Source organism: Flavobacterium psychroterrae (assembly GCF_018380615.1).
Taxonomy (GTDB): domain Bacteria; phylum Bacteroidota; class Bacteroidia; order Flavobacteriales; family Flavobacteriaceae; genus Flavobacterium; species Flavobacterium psychroterrae.
This window is the reverse complement of the sequence record NZ_JAGYVZ010000001.1, coordinates 136,091-153,132: the sequence shown is the minus strand read 5'-3', so window position 1 is coordinate 153,132 and position 17,042 is coordinate 136,091. Positions and strand designations below refer to the sequence as shown.

Below are 17,042 nucleotides of genomic sequence, written 5' to 3'. Positions count from 1 at the left end.
CTGTGGCAAGTCACATGTTGAGACTCCTCGTTCCTCGTAATGATAGTCTTTGTAAAAATAAAATCTGCTCAATCTGCAAAATCTGCGAGAAATAAAAACAAAATTCTGTATGAAAAAGTTTTGTTATTATCATAAAAATCGGGATGACAAAAACATTACAAAACGAGAATATCCAACAACCGACATTTCGAACAAAATACCGGACATTTTGCTCTTTTCTGATGAAGCAAATCTTCTCAACTTTGCACTATGATAATCTATAATTTATTATCAGCAATTAAAAATTAAAGCACATGCATAAAGTCGCAAAGTTTGTAGTTATAATCAATGATAATGTCGTTTGGATGGAAGAAAAAGCACTTCATTTCTACTCGGATTTATTCGCTGATTCAAAAGAAATAGGGGAGAAGTACGCGAGAGAAAACCTTTCAAGTCAGCAATTATTCAAAATACAGAATGATTTTTCGGTAGAAATGTTAATGGCGTACGATGGCGAAAATCCGTTATCGTTCATGAAATTAAATTCGTCCCGACTTTCAAATCAAAATCTTGATGCTAATAAACCTATTGGCATAAATCATATCGTTTACTTCAATCCAGAAGATATTTCGGTACTTTTTAAACGTGCCGAAGAAGTGGCTTTACAGCGAAAACACGATTTGATCTGGGCAAAAGCTTTTGAAATTGATACAACTTTGATAGAAAATTTAAAATCCTTAGGTTATGAAGAGTTCAATTATGAAAATGATGTAAATCTCGATACCAATGAAAAACAACTTTACTTTAAAAAATCAGTTTAGTTTTATCTGGATCACCTCATCATTTGCAATTGCGTAAACAATATCATTTTGTTGGGGTTTCAAGACATGTTTTCCTGTGAACTCGCCAAAAGCAGCCAGAATCATTTGGTTTTCTTTTCTGAAAAAACAAGGTAATTTTAAAGATTGCGCACCAAAACCACGAAGAATAATTCCTGGATGAATGTGTCCTGAAAAATTAAAAAAACCTTCTTGTATTGTAGGATGATGTGTTAGTAAAAAGTCATCGATTTCAAGAGATTCCACCACGTCAATATTAAGTTTGATATAATGTTTTTTGTCTATAATGTCATGATTTCCAGCAACAAGTATAATTTGGTTCGTACAGCAATCTACCCATTGTTCAAATAAATCCCACTCGGTATTTTTAGAACTATGAAATAAATCGCCGAGAAAAATAATTTTTTCCGGTTTAAAATTTTCGACAACCTCAGTCAAACGTTTAAAGTTTTCTGAAACCACATTATTCGGAATCGCCACGCCGTGTTTTCTAAAATGTGAAACTTTCCCTAAGTGCACGTCAGAAATGAGCAGTAAATTTCTGGTTTCCCAAAATAAAGCACCACTTGGATGCAAAATAAAAGTTTGATTTTGTATGGTAATAGTCATATATAGTTACTTCATATACGAAGCCGTCATTTTTTTAATTCGTTCAGCTAAACTCTCGCTAGATAATTTTTCGCGCAACCTGTCCGTGATAACAGGAAAACTAAAAGGCGTAGGTTTTAAACATTTTTTCCAGACAATTTCCTGCTTCTCAATTCGTTCCAAGGCCATAATCAAACGCCCTTCTTCAAGCTGATGCTCAAAGGTTTCGCGATATGCCTGCTGAAATAATAAATTATCAGGTTCATAATCCCTGAAAACTTCAAACAATAATTGCGAACCGCTTTGCAAATGTTTTGTCTTTACCATTTTACCCGGAAAACCTGTAAAAACCAAACCTGCAATTACGGCAATATCCCTGAATTTACGTCTTGCCATTTCTGTAGCATTCAGACTTTTTTGCAAATCATGATGTACATATTCTGTAGAAAATAGATTATTATCTAAAACATTCTGCATATCAATTTCCTGATCTGATAGTAATTCGAATCCGTAATCGTTATACGCAAGCGAAAAACTTATAGGCAATAGCAAGCTAATTCTATAAGCCAATAAACTCGCCAGAGCTTCATGCACAAACCGACCTTCGAATGGATAAAAAAGAGCATGATAACCTTCTCTTGTTTTAAAAGTTTCAATCAAAAACTGATCGTCACCAGGAACAATAGATTCCTTTCGTTGTCTTGTAAACAATGGTTTTAAAGCTTTTAATTCCGGAGATAAATCATCAGTATTCGCGCGATACAATTCATGGCGGAGCAATTCACTCATTTGTGCCGAAAGCGCCATTCGTCCGCCCATCCAGCTCACTACTTTTGATTTCTTTTTAGGATCTGCCTTTCGAACCAAAACCTGCATATTTCGTATCCTGAACAATTCCAGTTGTTTACCCGCAAAGATAAAAGTATCTCCGGGTTTTAATTTCGAAACAAACCATTCCTCAATAGTCCCAATATAACCACCGCTCATGAATTTTACATTCACCACCGCATCGCCCACAATGGTTCCAATTTGCATGCGGTGATGCATCGCTATTAGACGACTATTGATTTTAAAGTGTCCGTCTTCCTCAACTTCCACCTTTTTATATTCATCATAAGCCTGTAAACTTTGGCTTCCGTTAGAAATAAAATTTAGAATCCAGTTCCAGTTTTCCTCCGTCATTGCCTGATAACAAAACGTTCCTTTAACCTCTTTAAAAATTTCATCAGGAATAAATCCGTCTGAAACCGCCAAAGTATTTAAATATTGTACCAAAACATCCCAACTATTCAAATAGGGAACCCGATCTTCAATTACATTTTCTTCAACCGCTTTTTTTAATGCCGAAGCTTCGATCAATTCAATCGCGTGCGTGGCAAGAAAATAAATCACACTTTCTTTCCCGGGCTGATGTCCGCTTCGTCCCGCTCTTTGCAAAAAGCGCGCAACACCTTTAGGTCCGCCAACCTGAATAATGGTTTCTACAGGCGCAAAATCGACACCCAAATCCAGACTCGAAGTGCAAACCACCACTTTTAATTCCTCGTCTCTAATCGCTTGTTCAACCCAAAGTCGCGTTTCCCTGTTAATACTTCCGTGATGCATTGCCATTTCTCCAGCAAACTCAGGATATTTTTCGAGTAATCGCTGAAACCAGATTTCGCAAGCCGACCGAACATTGGTAAAAATCAAAGTCGTTTTACTGGCTTTTACAATTTTAGCAACTTCATCAATAAGATGTAAACCCATATGCCCGCGCCACGGATACGTTTCCATCTTATCCGGAATAATCGAGATTACTTTTATCTTTTTATGAATCTGAGCCTTAATTAATACCGAATTATTGTAGGCTTCTGAATCAACGCCCAGTAAAACTTCCTGTGCTTGCTGCAGATTTCCAATCGTTGCCGAAATTCCCCAAATACGCATTTTAGGCGCAATAGCTTTTAGTCGGGACAATCCAAGTTCTGTTTGTACGCCTCGTTTTGTACCTAATAATTCGTGCCATTCGTCAATAACAATTGCCGTACAATTGGCGAATATTTTATCGTAGCCTTTTGTTGCGAGAAGCAATTGCAAACTTTCCGGTGTTGTCACCAATAAATCCGGCATTTTGCCTTTTTGCTTGGCTCTTTCGCTTGCAGATGTATCTCCGGAACGAATCCCAACGGTCATTTTGGTTCCTAAATCATTGACAACTCTTTCCGCAGCTTGTTTTATTTCTACAGATAGCGAACGTAAAGGCGTAATCCAAATTGCTTTAAGTCCCGGAGTATGTTTGGTTTTATAATTAGGATTGTCTTTTATATAGTTCAAAACAATAGGCAACCAGAGTGCATAGGTTTTCCCGCTTCCTGTAGGAGCGTTCAGTAAACCATTTTTGCCCTGCAAAAAAGAAGTCCAGGTTTGTGTCTGGAACGGAAAAGGTTTCCATCCCTGATTTTGAAACCATTCATTTGCTACCGCAAAAAGTTGCTCTCTGTTCATTGTTTTTTACCATTAAGATATTAAGGTTCATTAAGTTTAAATTTGCATAAAGAAAATTAAGAGATCGGTGAAGTCCCAGCGGGACGTTATATTTATATAAATTTAGAAATTTATTTAATAAACCCCAGCGGGGTGACATATAAAATGATGTTAATTGAAACCAATTATATATCGCTCCGCTGGAGCTCTTTTTCCTGTGCATTTACATTTTTCTATAAATATTGCGCTCCGCTGGAGCTTTTAAAAAAATCGTTTTCATTCGTCTGCCATTTCATTCATTTAATAATCCCAGGGGGATGTAATATTTATAGAAAATAATAAAAATTCATGCAACAGAACCTCAGCGGGTTGACATATAGAATGATGTTAATTGAAACCAATTATATATCGCTCCTCTGGAGCTTTTTTTTCTGTGCATTTACATTTTCTATAAATATTTCGCTCCGCTGGAGCTTTTAAAAAAATCGTTTTCATTCGTCTGTCATTTCATTCATTTAATAATCCCAGAGGGATGTAATATTTATAGAAATGATACAAATTTATGAAGCAAAACCCCATCGGGGTGACATATAGAATGATACTAATTGAAACCAATTTATATATCGCTCCGCTGGAGCTTTTTTCCTGGGCTTTTACATTTTTCTATAAATATTACGCTCCGATGGAGCTTTAAAAAAAACTATATTAACCACAATTTTTGTCATTTCGAGGAACGAGAAATCACACACGAAACTCCGTAAAGAAATTCGTCAATCTGTGTCGAGTTTCTAGTGTGATTTCTCCCTTCGGTCGAAATGACAAAAACTAAAAAACGCAAAAAAAATTACAATTAAAAGCGGCAATAAAAAAACAATAAAAATTAAAAAATCCGTTTTTTAATCCGCGTTTTCGCTTGCGAATCCGTGTCATCCGCGTGCCATTCTGCTCATGCTAAATAATCATGCTTTTCAAATCATCAATAGAATTTGCCTCGTCAATTTTTTTATCATGTCGCCATCTTAAAATCCTCGGAAATCGTGTTGCAATTCCGCTTTTATGTCTTTTCGAAAGCGCAATTCCTTCAAAACCAATTTCAAAAACCAGTTGCGGCGTAACACTTCGAACGGGACCAAATCTTTCCAGCGTATTCTTCTTAATCCAGTCGTCCACCATTCTGAATTCTGCATCGGTTAAACCGGAATACGCTTTGGCAAAAGTGACTAATTCACGTTCGTTATTTTCGTTATTCTGCCATAAGGCAAAAGTATAATCCGTAAATAAATTCGAGCGTCTGCCGTGTCCGCGCATGGCGTAGGTGAGTACAGCATCAATGACCAAAGGTTCAATTTTCCATTTCCACCAATCGCCTTTTTTTCTTCCTACGAGATAAGCCGAATCTTTTCGTTTAATCATTAAACCTTCGCTTTTCATTTCGCGGGAACGCAATCTTTCTTCTGTCAATTCTTCCCAGCTTGAAAATTTTACCCTTTCGGAAAGTTGCAGCGGGATATCGTTGTGTTTGATATCTTCATATAATTGTTCTAATAATATACGTCTTTCTTCAAAAGGAAGATTTCTAATATCCTGACCTTTCCATTCTAAAAGATCGTATGCTTTTATAATTACAGGAGATTTTTTCAGGATTGCAGCCGAAACGGTTTTTCTCCCGATTCTGGTTTGAAGATCATTAAAAGTGCCAATTTCATTTTCTATATATGGCAGAATTTCTCCATCGATTACAGTTCCGTCTGGGATAATTCCAATAAACGCAGCAAATTCAGGATATTTATCGGTGACTAATTCCTCACCACGGCTCCATATAAAAATTTCGTTATCACGTATAATAGTTTGCGAACGAATTCCGTCCCATTTGTGCTCAGCGCTCCAATCTTCGGCATTTCCCAGATTTGAGGGTTCGCCTTCGATAGGGTAAGCGAGATAAAACGGAAAGGGTTTCGATAAATAATCGCTGTTTTTTTCGTCCAGAATTAATTCCTGAAACGTGATTGTATTCGGGTTCCAATCGCCCATTAATTTATGTGCCAAAGCATCTTCATCAATGTTTTCAGCTTTAGAAAGTGCGCGCGTCATTAATTTTTGACTTACGCCGATTCTGAAACTTCCGGTGATTAATTTGGTAAACACAAAACGTTCATAATAATTTAAAGCCAGCCAGTTTTCGTGCAGATATTCTTTTTTCTCGATATCCGTTTTCTTTTTCAGCGCAATAATTTCCTGAAGATATTCGGTTAAACTTTTATCAGAATGTTCGTCAGTAGTTGGAATCACCAATGCAATGGTCTCGGCAAGATCGCCTACAATATGATAACTTTCCTCAAATAACCATAGCGGAATATTCGCCAGTTCATTTGCCCATAATCGCAATAAAGTTGTATTTACTGGTCTCGGCGGCCGACGATGCGAAAGTATGGCTATCGTCCAGACTTTATCTTCATTACTGGCATTAATGAAATAATTGGTCAAAGCATCCACTTTTACCGACGTTTTATTAGAACTGTCAAGCGCTTTTATAAGTTCGGCAAAGTTTTTCATTTTTTCATTTTTTTAAGAGTGGAAAGAGGCAAGATAGTAGAGGCAAGATGAAAGATGCAAGAGCAAGGAAATACAAGATAAAATATAGTAACGAACTGATTAAAAGTATTCTCTTTCTTCTAGCTTCTTGGCTCTATAATCTATTCTCTATATTCTATTCTCTTTATTCTATTATCTTGTCTCTTGCTTCTATAATCTATTCTCTTTCTTCTGTACTCTTGACTCTGTTTTCTTCCTCATCAACATCTTTCTTACTATCCATTTCTCCAGATTCTCCTTCATATTGAGTATTAGCAGTTCGTGCATCATAACCCAATTCCTGAAGGTATTTTGAGAAAATATCCGAATATCCGTGAGTACATATTACTTTTTCTGCACCGGTTGCTTTAATGCTTTCCAGTAAACCCGTCCAGTCGCAATGGTCGCTTAAAACAAAACCTCTGTCTACGGCACGACGACGTCTGGCACCACGAAAAGTCATCCATCCGCTGGCAGAACCTGTAACAAATGGCGTCATTTTTCTAATCCATGTACTTCCGTGAGCGCTTGGCGGTGCGAGAACAATACTCCCTAATAAATCTTCTTTTTTAGTTTCAGAAGTTACTCTTGTTGTTGGCGGAAAATCGACCATTGGCCGTAAAACTTCGGTCATGTTTTCGATTGCTCCGTGGGTGTATATTTTTCCAATATCAGTATCGAGATATTTCAATAAACGCTGGGCTTTTCCCAATGAGTATCCAAATAAAACAGATGTTTTTCCTTCGGCACGATTTTCTGCCCACCAATTATTGATGTCGGTCATCACTTCGGCTTGAGGCGTCCATTTAAAAGCAGGTAATCCAAAAGTACATTCGGTTATAAAAGCATCGCATTTTACGACTTCATAAGGAGTTGAAATTCCGTCGTCTTCGGTTTTATAATCTCCGGTAAAAACCCAGACCTCGCCTTTGTATTCTACTCGTATTTGAGCAGAACCTATAACGTGACCGGCGGGATGCAGTGAAAATTTAACACCATTTATCGTAAAAGTTTCGTTCCAGTCTACGCCTGAAACATTAATATCACCAAGACGGTGTTTTATAATAGGCACATTGTTGTGATGTGTAATGTAATTTTTATGTCCCCAGCGCGCGTGATCTGAGTGTCCGTGCGTAATTATCGCATTAGTAACCGGACGCCACGGATCAAGATATACATCTGCCTGCTGGCAATATATTCCTTTATCATTGAAGGCTAATAATGGGGTTTTCATAACTTAAATTAAGCTATTTGAGCAATTCTCGCACTTTTATATAATGGATGTGCTTTCATAAAATGAGAAACTTCGCTGTTCATTTTCTCAAAAGATTGTCCGTAGAAATACAATCCTGTAGTCGAATTGCCTTTCCAGTATCGTTCTGTAGATTGAGATATATTGGTTCTTTTTGAAATCTCAGACTGAACGAAATCAACATTATATTCTTCCTCTTTTTCTGCTGGATTTTGACCATCAAGATAAATAGCAATTCCTTCATTTTTACCAAACGGAATTTCCTGATGTGTTTTTTCGATAATTATTTTGGAACCTTTTGGAGCACCGCAATTTTCAAGAAAACTCATAATATCCTCCAGCATATTTTTAGTGATTTTCTCGTCATAAAGTTTGACATGAATATCACAAAAAAATAATTTCACCCGGTTCTTCTTTTAGAACTCCACCACCTGAAATTTCACCATAATTTTTCTCTATTAATAATTCGTTTAACGGCAACAAATAAAGATTTCTTTTATCTGCAGGTAAAACTTTATCATTAATCTGAATTACAATATCGTATTGATTATAGTCAGTTTCGTCGCTTTCGAATAATTTTGAGATCAATTGTAGTAACATAACAATACATTTTTGATGTGAATATTCCTTTGCTCAAAGTTACTTATTGGATAAAGCTTAAGGCTTACAGTATTTCGGGTAAATGTTACATTATTACGTAATTGGGAAATCTTATACATTTACCAACAACACATAAAAATCTATTTTATGTGTTAAAAAATAAACTGCTACTTTAAAATTATAAGATATTATCTAAAGTCGAAACCAATTGATTAAAATTATTAGGCTTGCTAAAAATCTGAACTTGTTCAAGATCTTTAGTCAGGTTTTTAAGCGTTTCCTGAGAATGCGAAGAATAAATCACGACCTGAATTTTACTCAATTCAGGAACTGCACGCAATTGTTGTATAAACTCAGCGCCACTTAAATAAGGCATTTGCATGTCAAGAAATATAAATTCAGGCAACACTGTCGCAACCTTTAAATTGTTTAATGCTTCTAGGGAATTATTTGAAATTGTGGTGATGATATTTTTGTTCAAAGAATGAATTGCAGCAACAAAAAGTTCACAATCGTCGTCGTCGTCATCCACTAATAAAATTACTGTATTTTTCATTTCATGAAATTATTGCAAAATATTGACATGAGTTTATATAATTTTTTGGTGATTTTATATAATACCGATGTGGCATTGCTGAATATCAAGAAAGATTAAATCATTTGCCTTCTATTATTTTTATTTCCTGCAAGAAAACCTAATGTTTTTATAAATAATAAGGGCAAAATATTTTATATTTTGCCCTTATTATTTAAATCTTACTTAATAATTACCCATGAGCTGCTACAGAAACATCAGCCCATTCTTCCCAGGTTGCTAATTTTTGCTCATAAGTTTGTTTTGCAAATGGCAAAGCTACTTTTCCTAAAAACAGACGTAGAGGAGGAGTTTCAGCTTCAACAAGTTTTATAATTGCCGGAACAGTTGCACTTGTTTGTCCAAAAGTGTCAGGATCATGTCCTTCTTCTATTGCTTTTTTAAGACCATTATAAGCATCAATACTTTTACTATTGAATCCGTTACCCCAGATATCTGTAAAGTAACCATTTGGTTCAACTAAAGTTACATTGATTCCAAATTGTTTTACTGCCTGAGCCAGCGTTTCAGTTAAACCTTCTACCGCAAATTTAGAGGCATTATAAAGACCTAAATTTGGTAAAGTTGCAATTCCTAAAATAGAAGAAACTTGTATGATGTGACCGCTTTTTTGGTTTCTCATAATTGGTAAAACCGCTTGTGTTAACCAAAGAGTTCCAAAGAAATTCGTTTCAAATTGTGCTCTTGCTTCTGTTTCACTTGCTTCTTCTACAGCACCGTTTAAAGCGTAACCTGCATTATTGATCAGGATATCAATTGCACCAAAGTGCTGTTTTACTTTTTCTACCAGCGCAAACGAATCTTCGCGTTTGTTTACATCTAATGTTAAAGGCAAAATAGCGTCTCCGTATTGTGCTTTTAAGTCGGCTAGAGCATCGATATTTCGTGCTGTTGCGGCTACATTATAACCTTTTGCTAAAAATGCTGCTGCCCAGGCTTTTCCAAATCCTTTTGATGCGCCTGAAATTAAAATTGTTTTTGACATGATGTTTGTTATTAATTATGAATTGTTAATTATGAATTGTTAATTATGAATTTTGATATTGTAATTGATATTGAATTTTATAATTGATATTGTATTGATATTGTAATTTATAATTGATATTATAATTGATATTTGATATTGAATTTTATAATTGATATTGTATTGATATTGTAATTTTTAATGACCGAACGGTCATTTTTATAGTAAAAAAAATTAGAGTGTGTTTTCCTCTATTGTTTTTTTTAAGGTTTTCGTTATGATTTTCATTTTATCATTAGTGCCGGACATTCTTGAAATGAGATGACCGCCTTCCATCATGGCGAACATAACAACTGCAAACTCTTCGGCATTCCAATTCGGTTTAAACTCTCCGTTAGCAATTCCTTTATTAACACTACTAGCCAATAATTGCTGATTAGCGTTACAGCCCTTATTTATTTTCTCTTTTACAACCGGATTGGTATCATCAGCCTCTGTTCCAAAATTCAATAACGGACAACCACCGGTAAGCGGGGGATTTATAGCATTGCTAAAAAAATCGATATAAGTAAAAAGTTCTTCTTTGGCGGTTTTACTTTTACTGATTGCAGATAAAAGTTTATCACCCAATATTTTCATATTATGATCTACAGCGGCACAAGCCAGGACATCTTTATTCTCAAAATGAACATACATACTTCCTTTAGACAGTTTAGTTGCCTCCATAATATCACTCATAGCCGTTGCCGCAATCCCTTTTGTATTGAATATCGGGGCTGCTTTTTCTATAATGAATTGTCTGGTTTCTTCTCCCTTTGTCATAATAGTTTTCATTTACAGGTACAAATATATGACCGATTGGTCATATATGAAAATGTTTTTGATTTTTTGTGATAAGTTTCACATTTTATAACTGGATTTAATTCTAGGAATATCACAAAAAGTACAAGTTTATCTCACGCAGATTCGGCAGATTTGGGCAGATTCTGAAGAGATTTTTTAAATTTACACTAGCTAAAAAAATAATTGAAGTAATCTGCAATATCTGCTTAAATCTTTTTTAAATCTGCGTGAAATAAAAAAAAACAACAATTTTCAAACAAATACTTTTATTTATGTATTTAACTACGTAGTTTTGTATTGTAAATTTTTAAAAACATGAAACCACGAATTATTCCCATCGAAAATAAATTCTCAAATGAAGTTATAGATTTGATTCTAAACATTCAGCAAAACGAATTTAATGTTGCTATCACAATCGAAGACCAACCGGATTTACTTAACATACAAAATTTTTATTATGCTAGCGGAGGGCATTTCTGGGGCGCTTTTGTAAATGAGGAATTGGTAGGGACAATTGCTTTAGTAAAATTTAATGATTCTCAGGCAGCGATCAGGAAAATGTTTGTCAAGAAAGAATTCCGCGGAAAAGAGTTTTCTATTGCCCAGCAATTATTAGATACTTTACTGGATTATTGCCTTAAAAATCAAATTGATGATTTATATTTGGGAACCATAACAGTTTTAGAAGCCGCTTTGCGTTTTTATGAAAGAAACCATTTCGTAAGAATCGAAAAACAATCGCTTCCAGAGACGTTTCCTGTTATGAGTGCTGACAATGTATTTTGTCATTTAAAACTAAAAAAGTAAGCATGAATATAATTGATGAATCAGGAATTTTAGCCATTTCAACACGATTGCAGCGTCTGAGTGAACAATTGCGAAAAGACGGAGCTTTATTTTATAAATCATACGGAATCGACTTTGAACCCAAATGGTTTCCCGTGATTTATACCTTACATCATAAAGAAATTTTAAGCGTAGTCGAAATCGCAAACGAAATTGGCTACACACATCCTTCGACCATTAGTTTGTTAAAAGAACTCGAAAAACAAAAATTAATCCGTTCAAAAAAAGACAAAATCGACGAACGTAAAAGACTTTTATCACTCACTCCAAAAGGGCAGGAATTAATCTTAAAAATGAAACCAGTTTGGGATGTAATGTCAAATGTTCTTAAAGAAATTGCAGATAATCAAAACAATTTACTTCAGGCAATTAATGAAGCCGAAAATAAAATAAAGCATCAGAGTTTTTTGCAAAGAGCGCTGCAGTTGAAAAGTGAGGAATAGGTTTTTTTTAAGATACTAAGGTTCTGAGATTCTAAGTTGCTAAGTTTTTTTCTTATTGTGTCACCCTGAACGAAGTCGAAGGGCTTCTCACTAAGGATTTAAAATTTTCACCATAAACAAAGTCAAAGGTTTTCCTAATTGGAATTTATTTCTCCACTTTATTTTTAATGTGTTTTCTATGTGAAATCCCCCAATTAATCATTTCGGTTATAATAGGTCCAAACGATTGACAATATGGTGTAGATTCATAAAGAATAGCAACTTTCGCATCACGATCTTCCGTTCTTTTTACCAAATTATTTAGTTCCATATCCTTCAATTCTTTCGAAAGCATGCGTGAAGTAATCCCCGGAATACTTTCCTGAATTTCCTTAAATCGGTGGTTTCCGTTACAAATCGAATTGATGATAGGTAATTTCCATTTTCCTCCCAAAACATATATAGTATCCTGAAGCGCCTGAACTTCTTCTTTTTGATTTCTTTCCATTACAATTTTTAGACTAAGATATAAAAACAAAATTTTTCACCATATAAGTGATATAAGAAATTATAAGATAGCGTGAATTTGACTGTTTTTTTAGTCATTTAAGTTATATAAGAAATTATAAGAAATTATAAGAAATTGTTTTATTAGTGTTCCTGTTTTATTAATAATTAATAACCAGCTCATTAACCATTCCCATTTAAATGAACTTATATCACTTATATGGTAAAAAAAAACATTTAAGTATACTCCATGATACCTCTTAAAAAGCAATATGTTTTCCCATTTAACTTTGTACCATTAATTTAAATACATAAAAAATGGACGATTTAAAAAATAAAGTTGCCGTAATTACAGGCGGAAATAGCGGTATTGGTTATGCAACAGCCAAACAATTAAAAGAGCAGGGTGCACCCGTTATCATTACCGGACGCAGAAAAGAAGCAATCGAAAAAGCAGCTTCAGAATTGGGAGTTACAGCTATTGTTGCTGATCAATCCAGTGTTTCGGACATCGAAAAGCTGGCATCAAAAGTAAAAGAAGATTTTGGTCAAGTTGATATTTTATTTGTAAACGCAGGAATTACCAATAAAGGAACAATTGAAGAAGCAACCGAAGCCTTATTTGACAGTATCATGAATATCAATTTTAGAGGTGCTTATTTCACCTTAAGTAAATTTATCCCAATTTTGAAAAATGGCGCTTCAGTAGTATTTCTTTCTTCAAATACAGCAAATATGAGTTATGCCGGAACTTCAATATATTCTTCCAGTAAAACGGCTCTAAATTCAGTTATGAAAATTGCCGCTTTAGAATTAGCTCCACGAAAAATCAGAGTAAATTCCGTTAGTCCTAGTCCGACAGAAACAGAAATAATGAAAAAAATGGGTATGGATGAAGAAGCAGTAAAAACAATGATGGACGCCATTGTAGAAAATATTCCTCTGAAACAAATGGGAACCTCAGAAGACGTTGCCAAAATGGTTGCATACCTAAGCAGCGATGCCGCAAAATTCATTACCGGAGCCGATTTTATTATGGATGGGGGAATGGTTTTGAGTTAAGAAATGGTTCACAGGTTCAAAGATTTTTTCCTTTTGCCGCCCTCAGCGCAATGTTATTAAGATAATCTTTTAAAATAAAATTATTACAAATTAAATCCGTTTTTATCGGTGTCAAAATTAGACGCTGATTTTACTGATTCGCTAAAGCGAAAACGCTGATAAAAACGGATATTTCTAATTACTTTCTTGATTAAACTGTTAGATAATTTTATAGATTTCCCCTTTAAGTTAATGACATTGCCTTGAGGGATCTCAATAGTTATCGGGAGAAGTTTTCTGCAATTGGAATTTGGAATTTTAAAAATTTGGAATTTAAATCTGTTTATTTACTTTTTTGGTTTCATATTACAATTTGAAACAAACGAAACGAATGATTATTAGATTTATAATTCTCGTAAACTTAATTTTAGACAACAATTTTTTCGGAATATCGACAAAATGATTTTTTCAAAAAATATAATCTAATTTTTTAATTTATGAAAAAGGCTTTTCTAATAATTGTACTTTGTTTTAGTTCAATGTTTTTCTCATGCAAGAAAGATAAAAAGCAGGATCAATCTGCTTCGGAGACAGTTCAATCTGCTTCCTCTGATTCACTTACCGATGATGGCTGGCCACGCGAAACGGCAAATAATGGCACAAAATTAGTTTATTATCAGCCTCAGGTTGATGATTGGAAAGATTATAAAGAAATTACGGCAAGATTAGCCTTTTCACTAACGCCAAAAGATGGTAAACAAGTTCTGGGAGTAGCTTCTTTAAAAGCGGAGACATTAGTAGACAAAGATAACAGAAACGTATTTTTCAAAAATGTTCAGGTAACCGATGTCAGATTTCCTGCCCTCGATGAAAAAAAAATTCCTGAAATGGAAAAGCTTTTTAAGGAAACATTGCCCAAAGGAGGTGATCCTATTTCGGTAGATCGTATTGTGGCAGATTTAAACCAAACCAAAAGTCCTGCTAAAGGAATTTCCGGTAAAAACGATCCGCCTGCGATTTTCTACAGTACAAATCCGGCAGTTTTACTCATTGTGCAGGGAGAACCGGTTTTAGTGCCCGTAGAAAAAACAGATATTCAATATGTGGTCAATACTAATTGGGATTTGTTTTTAGATAAAACAACAAAAGACTACTATTTGCTGGCCGATAATATCTGGATTACCTCAAAAACACTCGACGGAAAATGGGTAAAAACCACTAAACTGCCTTCTGGTTTGAGTAATCTTCCATCAGGTCAAAATTTTGATGATGTCAAAAAAGTGATTCCGCCACCATCAGGAGGCACAGCTCCGCAAGTTTTCTACAGCAACAAACCCGCTGAGTTAATTGCGATAAACGGAAACCCGAAATTCATTAAAATAGAAGGAACTAAACTTTTATACATCGACAATACCGAAAATGATATTTTTGCCAGCGAAGACGATGGTCAATATTATGTGTTGTTATCCGGAAGATGGTTTAAATCTGCAGCATTAACAGGACCGTGGGCATACGCAGGAAATAACCTGCCGGCTGATTTTGCCAAAATTCCAAAAGATTCGCCAAGAGCAAATGTATTAGCCTCCGTACCGGGAACTCAGGAAGCCAGAGATGCTGTTATGCTGGCTCAGGTTCCTACAACAGCCATCATAAACAAAGCCGACGCAGAAGCCAAAGCCAAAGTGACCTACGACGGAACACCACAGTTCAAGCCTATCGAAGGAACAAAAATGCAATATGCAAGCAACACTCAGGACAAGGTCATAAAAGTAGGCGATTTGTATTATTTGTGTTTTCAGGCAGTTTGGTTCATGTCAACAAGCCCTAACGGACCATGGAAAACAGCTGATTCTGTTCCTAAAGAAATCTATACCATTCCGCCAAGTTCTCCCGTATACAATGTAACCTATGTTACTCAAACAACAACAGATACAACCGTATCAAGCAGTACAACAGCCGGTTATTTTGGTGCCTTTATTATTGGTGCTACTGTAGGCGCTATATTGACTTATGGTACAGGATTTTACTATCCGCCATATGTATATTATGGAGGTTTATATCCCATTTATCGACCTTGGCCTTATTCATACGGAGGTGGAGCAGTTTATAATCCATGGACTGGAGGTTGGGCGGCCGGAAGGAGCGTTTACGGACCTTACGGTGCTGCCGGAACATCTGCCTGGTATAATCCCGCTACAGGAAGATACGGTCGCTCTGCAAGTGTACAAGGCTGGTATGGAGGGCGCACAGCAGCAAGTTCTTATAATCCGTGGACAGGAAATTACGCCAGAACCAATCAGGGACATAATGCGTATGCACAATGGGGACATTCCGCAGCTACAAATGGCCGTCAGTGGGTACAGTCCGGACATGTTACTACAAGACGCGGTACGGCAGTTGGTTACGAAACTTCCGGAGGTAAAGAAGGTGTAATTACACACCGCAGAGGAGGAGGAACAACCATTCATACCAACAATAATTTGTATGCCGGACACGACGGACATGTTTATAAAAAAGACGCTGCCGGAAACTGGAGTCACTATAACAATGGCAACGGAGGATGGACACAAGCCGGTAAACTTGGCTCAGCAAAAAATCCAGGTTCAGCCATTGAGCGCAATAAACCCAATCAGACACTGGGCGGAGCAACACATGCCGGCGAAGGAATCAAACGTGATAACTTGCCTAAACCGGAACAAAACCTTAGAGGCGCAACTCGTTTAGGTGATGGAATCCAGCGTGATAATTTCCCAAAAGCCAATCAAACTCTTGGACAACGCGACAAACCATTGGGAGAAGCAGGTCGTCCTGATATTACGAATGATCTTGATCGTTTTGCATTTGCGAGGGATCGTGGAGAATCGCAAACCCGTAATTTTCAAAATATTCAAAGAGAAGGAAACCGTTTGGGCGGCGGTAATTTTAGAGGCGGCGGTGGATTTAGAGGAAGAAGATAAGTCTTCTAAATTTACTTTAAACAGATAAAAAAATCAGGGACGACATTTATAATATTGTTCCCTGATTTTTTATTTATCACAAAACCATAATCATCATAAAATAACGTAGTTATTAAAGACTTTTCAATTGGAATTCGGAATTTATTACGAAGTTTTGGAATTGGAATTTATTTTTTATGAGGAGCAATTTCCTGCTATTCGCTTGTATCTTTTCCTTGCTAAAGGAGCAAGAAAAAGGATACCGCTTCTATCCTACCGTCTGGACACAAGTACAAAACAAACACGAATTTCACTAATTGACACTAATTTAGTTTGTGGAATTAATTTCACAAACTAAATTAACCTATTAAAATTTGTGCAAATTCGTGAAATTCGTGTTCAAAATTGATTAATAATATTTGTGTCCAGATGGTAGGCTTCTATCAGGGCTAGGCACTCATTTTCATAAGAAATACATAATATAAAAAAACTTTATCCCTTTGAACCTCCCAAAAAAAACTCAGAAACGCAGCATCTCAGAACCTTAGCCACTTTAAAGAAAAAACCTCTGCCTCTTTGAACCTCCCAAAAAA

Annotated in this window: 15 protein-coding genes; 5 read left to right on the top strand and 10 right to left on the bottom strand. The window is 35.7% G+C overall.

The window, feature by feature from the left end; genetic code table 11:
- The first annotated feature begins 293 nt into the window (after nucleotides 1–293).
- Entirely contained in the window at nucleotides 294–800 is a 507-nt protein-coding gene (locus KHA90_RS00600; protein ID WP_213293725.1) for a hypothetical protein, read from the top strand.
- On the opposite strand, the gene pdeM is transcribed toward KHA90_RS00600, so the two are convergent.
- The 9 genes from pdeM to KHA90_RS00555 all read right to left on the bottom strand — a co-directional run bounded on the left by pdeM (nucleotide 792) and on the right by KHA90_RS00555 (nucleotide 10,676).
- Nucleotides 792–1,427 (bottom strand): ligase-associated DNA damage response endonuclease PdeM, encoded by a 636-nt coding sequence (gene pdeM / locus KHA90_RS00595; protein ID WP_213293722.1) that lies wholly within the window; start codon nucleotides 1,425–1,427, stop codon nucleotides 792–794. The two genes, KHA90_RS00600 and pdeM, sit on opposite strands and share 9 nt — an antisense overlap.
- A 6-nt stretch (nucleotides 1,428–1,433) precedes the next feature.
- Nucleotides 1,434–3,893: a ligase-associated DNA damage response DEXH box helicase gene (locus KHA90_RS00590; RefSeq protein WP_213293719.1), complete on the bottom strand. Its 2,460-nt coding sequence runs from the start codon at nucleotides 3,891–3,893 to the stop codon at nucleotides 1,434–1,436.
- Nucleotides 3,894–4,823: 930 nt separating this feature from the next.
- A complete protein-coding gene (locus KHA90_RS00585) occupies nucleotides 4,824–6,425 on the bottom strand; it encodes an ATP-dependent DNA ligase (protein ID WP_213293716.1) in 1,602 nt (533 codons plus the stop codon).
- Between the two features lie 196 nt (nucleotides 6,426–6,621).
- The gene (locus KHA90_RS00580) at nucleotides 6,622–7,677 is read right to left on the bottom strand and encodes a ligase-associated DNA damage response exonuclease (protein ID WP_213293714.1); all 1,056 of its coding nucleotides are present in this window, start codon (nucleotides 7,675–7,677) and stop codon (nucleotides 6,622–6,624) included.
- 8 nt (nucleotides 7,678–7,685) lie between these two features.
- Nucleotides 7,686–8,099 carry a hypothetical protein gene (locus KHA90_RS00575; protein ID WP_213293711.1) on the bottom strand — a complete coding sequence of 138 codons (414 nt, stop codon included), beginning with the start codon at nucleotides 8,097–8,099 and terminating at the stop codon, nucleotides 7,686–7,688.
- Nucleotides 8,080–8,295 (bottom strand): hypothetical protein, encoded by a 216-nt coding sequence (locus KHA90_RS00570; RefSeq protein ID WP_213293709.1) that lies wholly within the window; start codon nucleotides 8,293–8,295, stop codon nucleotides 8,080–8,082. The genes KHA90_RS00575 and KHA90_RS00570 overlap by 20 nt, the downstream gene beginning before the upstream one ends.
- 178 nt (nucleotides 8,296–8,473) lie before the next feature.
- Nucleotides 8,474–8,851, bottom strand: coding sequence for a response regulator (locus KHA90_RS00565; RefSeq protein ID WP_213293707.1), 378 nt, complete (start codon nucleotides 8,849–8,851; stop codon nucleotides 8,474–8,476).
- A gap of 211 nt (nucleotides 8,852–9,062) precedes the next feature.
- Nucleotides 9,063–9,875 (bottom strand): SDR family NAD(P)-dependent oxidoreductase, encoded by an 813-nt coding sequence (locus KHA90_RS00560; RefSeq protein ID WP_213293705.1) that lies wholly within the window; start codon nucleotides 9,873–9,875, stop codon nucleotides 9,063–9,065.
- 213 nt (nucleotides 9,876–10,088) lie between these two features.
- The gene (locus KHA90_RS00555; RefSeq protein WP_213293703.1) at nucleotides 10,089–10,676 is read right to left on the bottom strand and encodes a TetR/AcrR family transcriptional regulator; all 588 of its coding nucleotides are present in this window, start codon (nucleotides 10,674–10,676) and stop codon (nucleotides 10,089–10,091) included.
- A gap of 336 nt (nucleotides 10,677–11,012) precedes the next feature.
- Here KHA90_RS00555 and KHA90_RS00550 point away from each other — a divergent pair, with 336 nt between their 5' ends.
- Both KHA90_RS00550 and KHA90_RS00545 read left to right on the top strand, forming a co-directional pair.
- Nucleotides 11,013–11,504: a GNAT family N-acetyltransferase gene (locus tag KHA90_RS00550; protein WP_213293701.1), complete on the top strand. Its 492-nt coding sequence runs from the start codon at nucleotides 11,013–11,015 to the stop codon at nucleotides 11,502–11,504.
- Between the two features lie 2 nt (nucleotides 11,505–11,506).
- Nucleotides 11,507–11,986 carry a MarR family winged helix-turn-helix transcriptional regulator gene (locus KHA90_RS00545; protein WP_213293699.1) on the top strand — a complete coding sequence of 160 codons (480 nt, stop codon included), beginning with the start codon at nucleotides 11,507–11,509 and terminating at the stop codon, nucleotides 11,984–11,986.
- A 145-nt stretch (nucleotides 11,987–12,131) separates the two neighbouring features.
- On the opposite strand, the gene KHA90_RS00540 is transcribed toward KHA90_RS00545, so the two are convergent.
- Nucleotides 12,132–12,473 (bottom strand): winged helix-turn-helix transcriptional regulator, encoded by a 342-nt coding sequence (locus KHA90_RS00540; RefSeq protein WP_213293696.1) that lies wholly within the window; start codon nucleotides 12,471–12,473, stop codon nucleotides 12,132–12,134.
- A gap of 317 nt (nucleotides 12,474–12,790) precedes the next feature.
- Here KHA90_RS00540 and KHA90_RS00535 point away from each other — a divergent pair, with 317 nt between their 5' ends.
- The gene (locus KHA90_RS00535; RefSeq protein WP_213293694.1) at nucleotides 12,791–13,534 is read left to right on the top strand and encodes an SDR family oxidoreductase; all 744 of its coding nucleotides are present in this window, start codon (nucleotides 12,791–12,793) and stop codon (nucleotides 13,532–13,534) included.
- Between the two features lie 476 nt (nucleotides 13,535–14,010).
- Nucleotides 14,011–16,470 carry a hypothetical protein gene (locus KHA90_RS00530; protein WP_213293692.1) on the top strand — a complete coding sequence of 820 codons (2,460 nt, stop codon included), beginning with the start codon at nucleotides 14,011–14,013 and terminating at the stop codon, nucleotides 16,468–16,470.
- The last annotated feature ends 572 nt before the right edge of the window (nucleotides 16,471–17,042 follow it).

Bases quoted from the DNA above. Each gene is read 5' to 3' on its own strand.
- KHA90_RS00540 (WP_213293696.1), bottom strand. From the start codon at position 12,473: ATGGAAAGAAATCAAAAAGAAGAAGTTCAGGCGCTTCAGGATACTATA.
- KHA90_RS00550 (WP_213293701.1), top strand. From the start codon at position 11,013: ATGAAACCACGAATTATTCCCATCGAAAATAAATTCTCAAATGAAGTT.
- KHA90_RS00580 (WP_213293714.1), bottom strand. From the start codon at position 7,677: ATGAAAACCCCATTATTAGCCTTCAATGATAAAGGAATATATTGCCAG.
- KHA90_RS00555 (WP_213293703.1), bottom strand. From the start codon at position 10,676: ATGACAAAGGGAGAAGAAACCAGACAATTCATTATAGAAAAAGCAGCC.
- KHA90_RS00570 (WP_213293709.1), bottom strand. From the start codon at position 8,295: ATGTTACTACAATTGATCTCAAAATTATTCGAAAGCGACGAAACTGAC.
- pdeM (WP_213293722.1), bottom strand. From the start codon at position 1,427: ATGACTATTACCATACAAAATCAAACTTTTATTTTGCATCCAAGTGGT.
- KHA90_RS00545 (WP_213293699.1), top strand. From the start codon at position 11,507: ATGAATATAATTGATGAATCAGGAATTTTAGCCATTTCAACACGATTG.
- KHA90_RS00585 (WP_213293716.1), bottom strand. From the start codon at position 6,425: ATGAAAAACTTTGCCGAACTTATAAAAGCGCTTGACAGTTCTAATAAA.
- KHA90_RS00565 (WP_213293707.1), bottom strand. From the start codon at position 8,851: ATGAAAAATACAGTAATTTTATTAGTGGATGACGACGACGACGATTGT.
- KHA90_RS00600 (WP_213293725.1), top strand. From the start codon at position 294: ATGCATAAAGTCGCAAAGTTTGTAGTTATAATCAATGATAATGTCGTT.
- KHA90_RS00560 (WP_213293705.1), bottom strand. From the start codon at position 9,875: ATGTCAAAAACAATTTTAATTTCAGGCGCATCAAAAGGATTTGGAAAA.
- KHA90_RS00590 (WP_213293719.1), bottom strand. From the start codon at position 3,893: ATGAACAGAGAGCAACTTTTTGCGGTAGCAAATGAATGGTTTCAAAAT.
- KHA90_RS00530 (WP_213293692.1), top strand. From the start codon at position 14,011: ATGAAAAAGGCTTTTCTAATAATTGTACTTTGTTTTAGTTCAATGTTT.
- KHA90_RS00535 (WP_213293694.1), top strand. From the start codon at position 12,791: ATGGACGATTTAAAAAATAAAGTTGCCGTAATTACAGGCGGAAATAGC.